Source organism: Prevotella multiformis DSM 16608 (assembly GCF_000191065.1).
GTDB lineage: Bacteria > Bacteroidota > Bacteroidia > Bacteroidales > Bacteroidaceae > Prevotella > Prevotella multiformis.
Genome location: NZ_GL872283.1, coordinates 683210 through 696281, shown reverse-complemented (window position 1 = coordinate 696281; position 13072 = coordinate 683210). Strand labels below are relative to the sequence as shown.

The window sequence follows — 13072 nt, the reverse complement described above, 5'->3', positions numbered from 1 at the left end:
AGAGGGATATTGAAAGGACGGAATAGGACTATTCTACTTATATTCAGAAGACGTTATAAGCTGACACGCAATCAACCATGAGCGAGGATAGGAGGAAGAAGAAGTTGGGTTATGAAACCTCATCACCTGACAGGTATCATATCTTGAAGGACTATGCAAAGGAGAATCGAAAGGAGATGACGCTTGCAGAGAGTATCCTTTGGAACGAGCTAAGAGGTATGAGGGGTGATTGCCACTTCAGAAGACAACACCCGATCGGCGACTTTATTGTCGACTTCGTATGTCTTTCTCACAACTTGGTTATAGAGGTTGATGGAGCTTATCATAATGAATCTCAGCAAATGACAGATGATGCGACGAGGAAAGAATGCCTCAACGACATGGGTTTCAACGTACTTAGATTCACGAATGATGAGATTTGCACGGAACTTGATAACGTCACTGAACAAATAAACGATTTTATAAACAACGAATAAAGAAGACCCCTAACCACCAGGAACAGAACATTCTACTCCCCTCCCTTTGGGGGAGGGGCAAGGGGGAGGGGCCACTACACTTTTAATATGGCAAATTATTATACTGACCACCCGGAAATAGCGTTCCATCTGGAGCACCCGTTGATGAAACGCATCGTAGAACTGAAAGAGCGTAACTATGCTGATGCCGCTGCACACGCTGACGCACCGGTGAACTATGAAGATGCGATTGAGAACTACAAGCGCATTCTGGACATCACAGGCGACGTGGCGGCGAACATCATCGCACAGAACGCCGAGGCTGTCGACCAGGAAGGTCCGCACCTCATCGACAACCGTATGCACTATGCCAGCAAGACGCTGGAGAACATCGAGGCTACACGTCAGGCCGGACTGTGGGGTGTCTCCATGCCCCGCCGCTATGGCGGTCTGAACCTGCCGAATGTCGTCTTCTCCATGCTGTCCGAGGTGATTGCTGCCGCCGATGCCGGTTTCCAGAACATCTGGTCACTGCAGTCGTGCATCGACACACTCTATGAGTTCGGCAATGAGGAACAGCGTCAGAAGTACATCCCACGTATCTGCGCAGGTGAGACCATGTCAATGGACCTCACTGAGCCTGATGCAGGATCCGACCTCCAGCGTGTCATGCTCAAGGCTACCTTCGACGAAAAGGAAAACTGCTGGCGACTGAACGGCGTGAAGCGTTTCATCACCAACGGCGATTCCGACATCCACCTCGTCCTTGCACGTTCGGAAGAGGGTACACGTGACGGACGCGGACTGTCCATGTTCATCTATGACAAGCGCAACGGAGGCGTTGACGTGCGCCACATCGAGAACAAACTCGGCATCCACGGCTCTCCTACCTGCGAACTGGTCTATAAGAATGCGAAGGCAGAACTCTGCGGCAACACTCGCATGGGCCTCATCAAGTACGTGATGGCACTGATGAACGGCGCACGTCTCGGCATCGCCGCACAGTCGGTCGGTGTCGAGCAGGAGGCCTACAACGAAGGACTGGCATACGCCAAGGAGCGCGCACAGTTCGGAAAGAAGATCATCACGTTCCCGGCTGTCTACGATATGCTCTCCCGCATGAAGGCGAAACTCGATGCCGGCCGTTCCCTTCTGTATCAGACAGCACGCTACGTCGACCTCTACAAAGCACTGGAAGACATTGCGCGTGACCAGAAGCTCACACCGGAGGAACGCCAGGAGATGAAGAAATATACCCGTCTGGCCGATGCGTTCACACCCTTGGCAAAGGGTATCAACTCCGAATACGCCAACCAGACCGCCTACGATGCCATCTCTATCCACGGTGGTTCCGGCTTCATCATGGAGTACAAGAGCCAGCGGCTGTACCGTGACGCACGTATCTTCTCCATCTATGAGGGAACGACGCAGCTGCAGGTGGTTGCTGCCGTGCGTTACATCACCAACGGCACTTACCTCTCTATCATGAAGGAGATGCTTGAGGATGAACTCGCCTGTGATTGCATGAAGGCGCTGCGCGACCGTGTCGCCCGCCTCGTCCGGCTCTATCAAGAGGCGGTCGAGAAGGTGAATGCAGGCGAGAACCAGGATGTCCACGACTTCCTCGCACGCCGGCTGTACAACATGACTGCCGACATCATCGGTTCCCTCCTCCTCATCGAGGATGCTGCCAAGGCACCGGAGCTCTTCAAGAAGTCCGCCAACATCTTCGTCCGTATGGCAGAAGAAGAGGTGATCGGCAGCGCCGCTTACATCAAAGCCTTCAACCCGGAAGACCTTGAGCAGTTCAAGGCAACAGACGACGAGCCTACTGAAGCATAACGAACAATACACAAGAAACATCTAAAGAGGGGGGAGGATGTCAACACGTCCTCCCCATCTTTTTCTCTATCACGGAATCCGAATCATGAACCAAGAAGAATACAATCAATTGGACTACAACTACGCTCACTGTGCCGGTACGAACTGTCCGAAAGCCAATCAATGCCTGCGCCACACAGCCTACACCCTGCTCCATACGAACACACGGGAGTATTTCACCGTTACCAATCCACAGGTGATAACCGGCAGGCAGCCCTGTCCCGCCTATGATGCCGACCGCAAAGAACGCTTCGCATGGGGCATCTCCCACATTTATGACAATGTGCGGGCGGCCGATCTTCATCGTGTCAAACAGGAGGTAATGTCTTGTTTCAGCACTTCACTCTACTATCATATCAAACAGCAACGGCGCGCAATAACAGAAAAGGAGCAGTCCTGCATCCGTTCTGCCATCACTGACATGGGGTATGACGGAAACCTTATTGAGTTCGACAGATACGAAGAGCAATACCCGACATTGATGCGAATAGCACGACAGAAATAACTCTTCAACGTTGTTTTGCATAGTTGGTTACGCTCCCGACACTGTCACCTCGGTCTTTAATAAGACAGTGTATAACGGATTGTATGACTTTATACAACCGATTGTATATAGGTATACAACGGATTGTATGACGATATACAATGAATTGTACAACAGCAGACAATTTTATATAATTACTTTGAGAGCAGAATAAAACATACGACTTTGTGGTGATATGCAGAATTACCTATATCTTTGCAACACGTATTTAAAAGAAAAGAATATGATGAGGTACATTAAAGCGAGCCTATTATTGGTGGGCTTCCTATTGGTTCAGTCTACCACAGCAATGGCACAATGCCCAATTAAAGAGCAGATTATGAATGGTGACGATGAGGGCGAAGGACTGGAAAAGGAAAGACGTGAGAGAGAGAAGACATCTGTCAGCCACACATTGATCATCTTCTTCGACAGGAAAACCGGCAACAAGCCCCTGCTGAAAGCCATCAAGAAGCAGGGCTGTACCCTCCTTTACAAATACAAGGAGTTCAGCGGGGTCGCCGTCAAGGTTGATGAAAACCAGGACATCGACAAAGCCATTGCCGACTTCAGGAAAGTAAAAGGCGTCGTGAGCGTCAATAAAGACGGCATCATGCAGTTGCAGTAACGAAATCTGCTTTTATAAAGAAAAACTAAATCCAAGCCACAATGCAGGGAGCATTGCGGCTTGAATTTAATTGCAGGTTACCTCAAAAACAGAATCCACCTAACAATACATCTAATCAATCACCATGAAATAGTATTTAGTCCTCTATCAGGAAAATAGTTGTGAAGATGATAAATTTATCGTATATTTGCAATGGAATTGTTTATTACTTCGATAATGAGATTTTCACAATGCTGAACAGAATTATCATAGATGGTTACAAATCTATCCACCACGTAGATTTAGAATTGAGACCGATCAATATACTGATTGGTTCAAATGGTGTTGGCAAAACCAACTTCATTTCTTTTTTCAGACTGATAAACATCATCTATGAGCAACGTCTGCACAACTATACGATGCAGAACAGTGCAGAAAGACTGTTTCATTATGGGCGAAAACAAACCAAAGAACTGAAAGGCTATCTGGAATTTGGCGACAATGCCTATGGGGTAACGCTTCAGGCACGGAACAACGGAAGTCTGTTTATCGCCGAAGAAAGAAGCTACTACCAATCAAGACCCAACGTTGTCTCTAACTTAGATGAAAGTTATATCAAAGACTCAACCACCTTTAGCGACAAGTGGCTGAGAGAATACCTCCAAAGTTACAAGATTTTCCACTTCCATGACACAAGTAAAGACGCACCGTTGAGAAGCAGTGCAAATATCAATGACAACCGTTTTCTCAAGACTGACGGAAGTAACCTTCCTGCCTTTCTCTATATGCTGCAAGAGAAACATCCCAAGACACTGAAAAGGATAGAACTGACGATCCGTTCTGTTATGCCTTACTTTGGTAATTTCTCTCTTGCACCATCTCTGCTCGACGAAAGCCAGATCAACTTACAGTGGAGTGATATGGAAAATAACGAGAAGTATTTCGATGCCAATGATTTATCTGATGGCAGCATACGGTTCATCGCTCTTGCCACACTACTGCAACAACCTGTCTTGCCCAAAGTCATTATCATTGACGAACCAGAACTGGGCCTGCACCCGACAGCTATCGTCAAGCTGGCTGGTATGATAAAATCTGTTGCCTCCAGAGATTGTCAGGTTATCATATCCACACAGTCGGTAAACCTTATCAACAACTTTGATGCTGAAGATATTATCACTGTAGACCGCAAGGACAGGCAATCCTCTTTCAACAGACTGAACAACGACACACTGCAAAGCTGGTTAAATGATTACTCTTTAGGAGAATTATGGACAAAAAGCATAATTAACGGACAACCAAAATTGCTATGAAAAGACTGGTAATAATCGTAGAAGGCGAAACCGAAGAAAGTTTCGTCAATAATATACTCCGTCCTTTTTTCTGTTCCAAAGGACTGTATAATACCATACAATGCTTCAAGACAAAACACTCGCATGGGGGAGTTTCCAAATACTCTTATATCAAAAAGGACATTCTGAACACAATATATGAAAAAGATGTAATCGTATCAATGATGATAGATTTCTACCGTCTGCCTTCAGACTTTCCCGGTTTCAGTGATCTGACAGCAACACAAACGCACAAGGAACAAGCAGATCTGCTCGAAACAAGAATAAAGAAAGACTTGGAAGACACTCGAAAACATCAATTCGATAACTTCATCCCCTATATCCAACTTCATGAATTTGAGGCTTTGGTGTTTGCTTCCATCAATGGGATAGACTCCCTGTTTGAAAGAAACGAAATGGATTACAAAGGATTAATAGATGTCATCCAACAACATCCTAATCCCGAAGACATTAACAACCACCCCGACACGGCTCCTTCCGTGCGATTGAAAAAACTTATCCCCGGTTATAACAAAGTGTTACATGGAATAGATATTATCAATACTGTGGGGATATCTGAACTGCTGGAGAAATGCCCAAGATTCAAAACATGGGTGGAAAGTATGGAAGCAGCCCTTGAATAAAAGGGTAACACGACCATACTTTCCACACTATCCTCCTACCAGCTCATTGTCAGCACAACCTCTTTCCCATTCTCCAGGCTTACGGTGCCGCTATAAACCCTATTACCCTTGCTGACCTGCTTGTCGGCAGCAGTATGGTACACCTCCAGCTGATAGCTGCCGGGAACGATGTTCTGCATCTTGAAGTCGACATCATACCGGCAAATGCAGTTTGTCGCCATATCCTTATCGGGGTACAGAACGAGGACGATTTTTCCCTCGCTGCTGCTTGCATCAACATGGAACAGTTCGATAGAACAGTTGTCCATAAAGTCGGCAAAGCGTGCATTGACGATGTTATCCGCACCGAGCGTAAGATGCAGCACAGACTTCTGTCCTACAAAATTGTTATAGTATTCAGGGCGGGAATCCAGCCGCGAGGCAGAGGCCTTGCAGCCTGACGACTTCACATCACTTACTCCGACATTTCCGATAACGGTATTCTCTGTGGAGCAGGCGGTCATCAGTACCAACAGGCCGAAGGCAGTCAGACGCTTGATTGTTTTCAGTTGTTTCATGTTCATTCCTGTTTAAAAGTTAGTCAATCCGATAGAAGTACAGTGCAAATATACTGTTTTTTTTCCAGTTGGAAGCTTTTTCGGTAATAAAAAACGCTATCTGATGCAGGAACGATGCAAGCGGCCTCCTTATTCCCCACCCGAAAGGAGATGGGAATAAGGAGGAAGGGCTTACTGTACAGGGGTCTGCTCGTAGATTTTCAGGCCGAAGGCATTGGCATACGCATAAACGTGCTCGAGAATATCGGCCATCGAATGCTCGTAGGGAATCCAGTCTTTTGTGCGTAGGAAGAAATAGAGTTCGATCGGCACACCCGCCTGTGTGGCCTCCAGCTGGCGCACGAGGAGCGTCATCTTCTCATTGACATCTTCCCGTTTGGCAAGGTAATGCTCCATATAATGGCGGAAGAGTGCCATGTTGATGACCTCACCCTTCAGCTCCTCCTCCTTCACGAATCCCTGTTCCAGAAGCTGCTTCCGAAGGCTGTCATCCACTACACGGATGCTGCGCACATCGAAGTAGACCATCTTCTTCACCCGCTGTCCGTCCACATCCTGCACCCCTTTCCAGTTCTGGAAGATACCGCTGACGAGTGTCAGGGGCGGTACGGTGGTGATGGTATTGTCGGCCTGCCGCACCTTTACGGTAGTGAGTGTGATGTCCATGACCGTTCCGTCCACGAATCCGCCGGGTACGGTGATATGGTCTCCGATGTGTATCATCTCGTTGCTGGTCAGCCGGATGCCGGCGACGAGGCCGTCGATGGTGTCCTTGAACACCAGCATGAGGACAGCCGAAGTCGCTCCCAGACCGGCAAGCAATGCCATCGGACTACGGTTGATGAGAATACCGATGACGACAACCACGGCGATAAAGATGGCAAGAATCTTCAGTACGCCGCAGAACGACTTGAGATACTGGCTCGTGGAACTGCCGGGGCGGGTGTTCAGATAACGCAGCCGGTCGATGATGCCGGTAATCAGACGTGTCGCGGCAATGGTGAGATAGACTGCCGTGAGCCGACGCAGTATTTCCTGCACCATGGGGAACTGATAGAAGACAAGCGGCATCAGCTGCCATATCACCAGTGCAGGGGCAATGTGGCAGGCTGTGCGCAGTACCTGACGATCGAAGACAACATCATCCCAGTGCGCTTCGGTGCGCTTCACCAGCCGGAGAATGAGCGGCACGAGGATATACTTACAGAGCCGTTCGGCAAAAAATGCCAGCAGGAGGGCAACCACGGCCAGCAACACATGGCGCACGACGGGTACGGCATGGCCGTGTACACCCAACGAAAGGATAATGTTCTCTACGAAGATTCTGATTTCTTCAAGTGCGTCGTTGACAAAATGACGGGGAGGTGTTAATTTGAAATTCATCATTCACAAATCCTAATTTCATAAGCTATTGGCACAGTGCCACACAGATCTTGTTCTGCAGGTTGCGCATAGGACCGTTGGAGAGTCCGCCGTTGCAGATGACCGAGAAACAGAGCAGGTGACCGTTGGAAGCCGTGAGGTAACCCGCCAGCGAACTGACACCCTTCACCGTGCCCGTCTTGGCCCGCACATTGCCGGCCGCAGCCGTGCCGCGCATCCGTTTCCGCAAGGTTCCGTCCACGCCTGCCACCGGCAGAGCCTCATGCAGGGCTTCATAGATTTCCGGATGCTGGAAGGCATACCGCAGCAGCCTTGTCTCAAGTTCGGTACTCACGTAATTATACAGAGAGAGACCGGACCCGTCAGCAACATAATAGTCACGGGGATTCAGCCCGATACGGCTGAAGAGAGAATACGCATACTGCCGTGCCTGGCGTGCCGATGCCCACCGTGTACCGCCGCTGGCAGCCAGCTGGTAGAACAGCGACTCGGCATGGAGATTGTCGCTCACCTTCATCATGCGGCGAAGCACCTGGCGGACGGAGTGCGTCTGCATCGTCAGCAGCCGGGCACTGTCAGGAAGCTGCCGGTCGGCGGTAATACCATTCACCGTTACACCCGCCTCCGACAATCGGCGGCGGAAACGGTCGGCGAAGTCATCCTTGCGATCAACAAGCAGCGGCGAGAGCACAGGATTCTTGTCGTCCCAGCACCAGCCTTTCCCCAGCCGGTCGCGGTCCTTGAAGGAGAAGTCGGTATAGAGATTGCCCTCTACACACGTGATGCCATGATTGCGTATGACACGTGCCATCTCTGCCAGGTCCGAGGACGAGAGCATCGGATCCATACCGCCCACGCAATAGAGGTCGCCATGCAGAACGAGTGTGGAATCGTCCATCTCGCCAGTGCAGTAAACACGTGTCCGGAAATCGTAGTCGGCTCCGAGCCTGTCCAAGGCTGCAATGGCAGTGACGCACTTCATCGTGGATGCCGGGCGCAGATGGAGGCATTCACGGAACTGATAGACAGGTACATCATCGGTCAGATCCCAAACCATCACACTCGTCTGCACTGTCTCCAGCAACGGGCTGCGGAGTATGCCGTCCAGCCGCATTACGGCATTCTCCTGCCAGCTGAGCAGGCTGTCTGTAGAGAAGGCCGGGATAATACTGTCCGTATCTTCTTCCTCGCTGACGGAATCATCGTTCTCCGGCAGTACTGCAAAAGCCTTCGAGACGATGGTGTCTGCAACCATCGTGCTGTCTAAACTGACCTGCGCCTGTACCGGCAGGCTTAACACGACACCGAGAAGCAGTGCCGGGAAGAGTCTCAATCTCATTTCTCTTTCGTTTCTATCCGTTTTCCAAGGGCTGACAGGAAACCGTCCATATTATCAGGCTGAACGCTGACAACGCTTCCGTCCACCAGCTCTATCAGTGCGTAGACACCTAAACGGAAGGCAAACGGACGTTTCCCTATCTTCTTTATTTTCTTCAGTTCTATCCGTCTTGTCCGGCCGACCCGTCCTGTCTTCACCTGCAGCACGCCGTCATCAGTCAGCACATATTCCGTATGGATGGCACGGTCCACAGCCCGGATGGTCACGACAACCAGGAGGACACCGAGGAGAATCATCAGGCTGTTCGTCCTGTTCCACAGACAGAAAAAGGATCCCAAGCCAAACACCACGATGGCTCCTGCATCGTTTATCGTCACTTTATGTCGGAAAGTTCTCATATTGCGCAAAAGATTATTGGCCTTATCGCCCTTGTCAGGCGAATAAGACCAATAAGATCAACAAGGCTTCTCAGCCCATAAGCCATCATTCTAAACCAGCGTTGCGATAACGTCCTCACGGCTGCCCGGCAGCATATCGATGACCGGGATTTCGGGCATTGTATAGCAGCCCGGTGCAAGGCGGAAGCTGGCACGCGCCACATTCACGAGCACCTGCGCCGTAAGAGCCGGGTTGTTGATGCTCATGTCGAATGAGAAACGCTGATTGTGCGTCTTCCCGCTCACGCCCTTGCGTGTCATGTGAACGCCATGCCCGACATCGTTCAGGGCAGCCACGCTCGGTACGGCAAACACGTGCAGCTCGTCGTGGGCGAAGTAGTCGTCGGCCTTGATTTCCTTGGTTACCTCCTCGAGGGTCGCCCCCTCTTCCAGTTCCACATAGACCATACGGCGGTGGATTCCCTCGCCGAGAGGAATGGTCATGGATAATGCGTCCTTCACCCCTTTCTTGCTGCGGGCGACGACAGAGTGTCCCATGGAACGGCCCGGACCGAAGTTGGTATAGGAAAGACCTTCCGGTGCAAGGCTTTCCAGCAGCACACGTACGATAGAATCAGAACCCGGATCCCAGCCTGCTGAAATCACACTGACGGTATTCGTGCGCTTGTTGTTCTCCATCTGCTTCGTACGGTAGTCGAGGATAGAACCGTGAATGTCGAACGAGTCAACGGTGTTGATACCCAGTGCCGTGATTTTCTCGGAATATTCCGGACACTTGCGGGTAGGTGTGGCAAGGATAGCTACGTCCACATCCTTGAGCTTGGTAATGTCGTCAACCACCTCATACGGGGCGAGTTCCCGGGGCTTGTCCTTGTCACCCTGACGGCGTACGATACCTGCAATCTCGAAATCTTTTGCAGCTTCCAATGCCTGGACGCTGTACTGACCGATATTGCCATAGCCTACAACGGCTGCTCTGATCTTTTTCATATTCCTTTTACCTTATTATAATTAGTACTATTTATACATCTGCAAAAGTAATGTTTTCTTTGTAGAAAGTATTGCCTTGCGGCATATTTTTAACACAATTATATAAGCCCTACCCCCAGCAAGACAGCAAACCGGTCAAGCCCCATCCCCTCCCCAAAGGAGGGGACTTGAAATACGATGTCGGATTGCGGGTTGCTTGACAGAGGAAATAAAAACAATACAGGGGGTTACTGGTGCGCCTGTTTTATCATCTATTCTTTATCGTCTATTAATGACAGCAGGGATTTGTTTCTTAACACAAGTTTATAAGTAAACATAACTCGTGGATTGGATAAATCCCATTGCTGCACTTCCTTCCGTATCAATTCACGATGTTTCTTGCTTATATCCCTCAAAGCGTTTCCCACGGATTTCCGAAGATACTCGCTCTCATGTGCTTTGTGCTTACTGATTAGAGCAATAGCCTCCGATGGATTTTCTTTGAAGAACGGGCGACTTGTCCAAATTCTCAATCCCTCTGTTACGGCACGGACAACATTCGGATTATCGTCATTTATCCACTCTTCTATGAGCGGTAAGGACATTTCATATCCTCTGTGTTTGCAAACTTCATCGAAAGCCTTTGCAAGCATTTCCTGCACACGCCAATTCTCATCGGTGCTTACTTGTTCTTTCAAAAAACAAAGTGCATTATTATCCTCTGTTGCCAATCTACCCAATATCGTTGTTGCCAACATTCGGGCTTGATAGGCTTCGTGCTTTAACAATTCAAGTGCTAATTCAAAGCATTGTTCTTTTGAGTATGTAGAAAGGATCTCGTCGGCTCCATCAATGATGTGCTGAAAGCCATGCTCTATTTGCAGTATCTTGTTTAATATATTATGAATCTCCATTTTTGTTCTTCGGTAGTTTTTGTGAGGCTTGTTCTATCTTTTTCTCGTCTCGCGCAACCTTGCGTTCCAATTTCTTAATATCTTCTGCGGGAGGAAGTTTTCCAGGCTTGATGCCTCGCTGTCCCAACATATCACGCACACTTTGGTTGTTCTGGACGTGTTCGTGCGTAAATAGGTAGTTCTCCATGCAGGTCTTTGTTTTCTACGTTGTAGTTGGTCATTTCCGTAGCAAGGTTCTTGGCAGCTATGGTAAGGGTGGGCAGAAAGTCAGCCAGCGGTCTGTTAGATTTCACCCCCAATCGGTTCTTCATATCTTCAGTGGTGTGTCCTCCGAAAAGTGCCGTATCACCTTTAGAACGTATGCGCCCGAAGCCTTTGTCATCAACTCCTCGCTGATATATGTTCTGCGACAATTGTTTTTCTGCCATTCTCAATTTATCACGGGTTTCTAAACGAGATAACAGGTTCAGTCGCTCTTCTATTAACTCTGCTTTTCGTGTTTGTACAGCAAAGTAGCTTTGGGCGAATGCAATTTCTTCTTTCTTTGGATCACCGTTTTGAGCGATAAGGTAGCAGGCGTAGCGAGTAAGCATAAAGTCGGATACTTCTCGTTTTCCGCCTTTGCCTATTTCTATCATTTTCGTGACCTCACGAAAATGATCATCAACATTGATTCCTTGTGCTTTACACGAATCTACTGCCCGTCGTATGGCAACAAGAAAGTTCTCCCAACGTGCATAGCCTAATATTGTTTGCAGTTCACGTGCAAACCAAACTTCTACCTGTTCTTCGCTATCGTCACTCTCAATGTATCTGACAATACTATCGAACGATGATTTATATTGTAATATGCTATTCTTGTCCATTGTCTTTTTCCTCCATCCATTCTGTATATTTACTATATTCAGTATCCAGCAAAGTTTTTTTATCTTCTTTGCTCATTATTCCTTTTTTAGCTTCTTCTCTCATTCCATGCCATTCAAGAGCAAGCCATGATTGCATTAGTGTTATGAAACTATCAATATCTTCTGTTTTATTCTCTGCTTGGACTATTTTATCAATCATTTCAATAGCTTTCCTATCCCAATGCTCATTATCCTTATCAGCAGGATTCATCAACAATTTTAATTTATACGACAATTCTTTCAACCTATCATTGTCGTTTCTTTCAGCAGTTACACAAAACTCTTCAACAGCTTTACGAAGTTCTGCCATATATTCCTTTCGAGCAATTGTTATGGTATTGATAAAAGTATTTTTACTTGATTGTTTTATAGTTGCGGAAATTTCCATTGTGCTAACAAAAGCTGTAAGTATTCCTACTATTAAAGTTCCTTCTAATTTTAATTTTTCCATTGAAAAAATCACTATTGTTAGTCCTATTAATGATAGAATAGCTATTACAAAGAGTATATTTTCTATTGTCTTCCAGCGTATATTGTTTATTTTTATCCAGTTCATTTTTCAACCTTATAATTTAATGTTAACCTCTATTTACTAACTCATTTACACTTATTTCTACTATCTTAAGAGCCTTATAGTCAATTCCACCTTACTGTACACCATCTTAAAATTGTCTTATAAGACAATTATTACCACTTACCAGGTATTGATTATCAAAGAGTTGTAAAATCAAATTTTTAAGCTTTGAAACCTGCGTAACCTGGGTAGTCGGTGCAGCCTGCGGATAAGACTTCACCTCTTCTTTCTTCAGCGGATTTTTCTTTGCTTGAATAACGTACTTCATCATATCGCTTAGAATTAAAGGGTTAGTAATGCCACAAAGGTACAAAATTTTATGATAAAGCTAACATAATATCCAAACTTTCAGCTAACTATCGTCCGTTGATTTTCAGACATTCTTTAAGCGGATTTGCGTCGCCATCCAAACATCCTGCTTATAGTTTTGCCTATTAAATGTGGGTTTGGTGCTTTGCAGCATTTATCAAAAATGAATCAGCCAATGTATGTACCAGCCATAAGCATTTCTGCGAACTACTGCGTTGGAAGACCGAGAAGAAAAGGAAAAGCAGCTTTCGTTTTGTATTAATTCTTTACCTTGTTTATTCAT

14 protein-coding genes and 1 pseudogene are annotated in these 13072 nt (G+C 47.3%); 6 read left to right on the top strand and 9 right to left on the bottom strand.

All coding sequences use genetic code 11. The annotated features are described in order from the left end of the window. The first annotated feature begins 77 nt into the window (after positions 1-77). The 6 genes from HMPREF9141_RS08150 (at position 78) to HMPREF9141_RS08125 (ending at position 5441) form a co-directional block, all read left to right on the top strand. Complete coding sequence (locus tag HMPREF9141_RS08150) at positions 78-476, top strand: endonuclease domain-containing protein (protein WP_007368190.1); 399 nt, start codon at positions 78-80, stop codon at positions 474-476. An 87-nt stretch (positions 477-563) separates the two neighbouring features. Continuing rightward, a complete protein-coding gene (locus HMPREF9141_RS08145) occupies positions 564-2297 on the top strand; it encodes an acyl-CoA dehydrogenase family protein (RefSeq protein WP_007368189.1) in 1734 nt (577 codons plus the stop codon). Between the two features lie 85 nt (positions 2298-2382). Beyond that, positions 2383-2841, top strand: a complete 459-nt coding sequence (locus HMPREF9141_RS08140) for a DUF6078 family protein (RefSeq protein WP_025067990.1) — start codon at positions 2383-2385, stop codon at positions 2839-2841. A 262-nt stretch (positions 2842-3103) separates the two neighbouring features. Then, positions 3104-3487 carry a hypothetical protein gene (locus tag HMPREF9141_RS08135; protein WP_040554706.1) on the top strand — a complete coding sequence of 128 codons (384 nt, stop codon included), beginning with the start codon at positions 3104-3106 and terminating at the stop codon, positions 3485-3487. Positions 3488-3717: 230 nt separating this feature from the next. Further along, a complete protein-coding gene (locus HMPREF9141_RS08130) occupies positions 3718-4779 on the top strand; it encodes an AAA family ATPase (protein WP_040554705.1) in 1062 nt (353 codons plus the stop codon). Beyond that, entirely contained in the window at positions 4776-5441 is a 666-nt protein-coding gene (locus HMPREF9141_RS08125; protein ID WP_007368185.1) for a DUF4276 family protein, read from the top strand. The genes HMPREF9141_RS08130 and HMPREF9141_RS08125 overlap by 4 nt, the downstream gene beginning before the upstream one ends. A 35-nt stretch (positions 5442-5476) precedes the next feature. On the opposite strand, the gene HMPREF9141_RS08120 is transcribed toward HMPREF9141_RS08125, so the two are convergent. From HMPREF9141_RS08120 to HMPREF9141_RS13885, 9 genes and pseudogenes are all read right to left on the bottom strand, one after another. Next, positions 5477-5998 (bottom strand): hypothetical protein, encoded by a 522-nt coding sequence (locus tag HMPREF9141_RS08120; protein ID WP_040554994.1) that lies wholly within the window; start codon positions 5996-5998, stop codon positions 5477-5479. A gap of 171 nt (positions 5999-6169) precedes the next feature. Continuing rightward, the gene (locus tag HMPREF9141_RS08115) at positions 6170-7384 is read right to left on the bottom strand and encodes a mechanosensitive ion channel family protein (RefSeq protein ID WP_007368183.1); all 1215 of its coding nucleotides are present in this window, start codon (positions 7382-7384) and stop codon (positions 6170-6172) included. A gap of 22 nt (positions 7385-7406) precedes the next feature. Beyond that, positions 7407-8720: a D-alanyl-D-alanine carboxypeptidase/D-alanyl-D-alanine endopeptidase gene (gene dacB, locus HMPREF9141_RS08110; protein ID WP_174256070.1), complete on the bottom strand. Its 1314-nt coding sequence runs from the start codon at positions 8718-8720 to the stop codon at positions 7407-7409. Next, on the bottom strand, positions 8717-9118 hold the full coding sequence (locus tag HMPREF9141_RS08105; RefSeq protein WP_007368181.1) for a PH domain-containing protein: 402 nt from the start codon (positions 9116-9118) through the stop codon (positions 8717-8719). The genes dacB and HMPREF9141_RS08105 overlap by 4 nt, the downstream gene beginning before the upstream one ends. A 90-nt stretch (positions 9119-9208) precedes the next feature. Further along, positions 9209-10108, bottom strand: coding sequence for a diaminopimelate dehydrogenase (locus tag HMPREF9141_RS08100; RefSeq protein ID WP_007368180.1), 900 nt, complete (start codon positions 10106-10108; stop codon positions 9209-9211). Between the two features lie 251 nt (positions 10109-10359). After that, positions 10360-11001 carry a DNA alkylation repair protein gene (locus tag HMPREF9141_RS08095; protein WP_007368179.1) on the bottom strand — a complete coding sequence of 214 codons (642 nt, stop codon included), beginning with the start codon at positions 10999-11001 and terminating at the stop codon, positions 10360-10362. After that, positions 10988-11867 (bottom strand): annotated as a pseudogene (dinD, locus tag HMPREF9141_RS08090) (DNA damage-inducible protein D). Before dinD ends, HMPREF9141_RS08095 begins: the two are co-directional and overlap by 14 nt. Beyond that, positions 11854-12462, bottom strand: a complete 609-nt coding sequence (locus tag HMPREF9141_RS08085) for a hypothetical protein (RefSeq protein WP_007368176.1) — start codon at positions 12460-12462, stop codon at positions 11854-11856. Before HMPREF9141_RS08085 ends, dinD begins: the two are co-directional and overlap by 14 nt. Before the next feature lie 106 nt (positions 12463-12568). Further along, positions 12569-12751, bottom strand: a complete 183-nt coding sequence (locus HMPREF9141_RS13885) for a hypothetical protein (protein WP_007368175.1) — start codon at positions 12749-12751, stop codon at positions 12569-12571. Positions 12752-13072 lie beyond the last annotated feature (321 nt).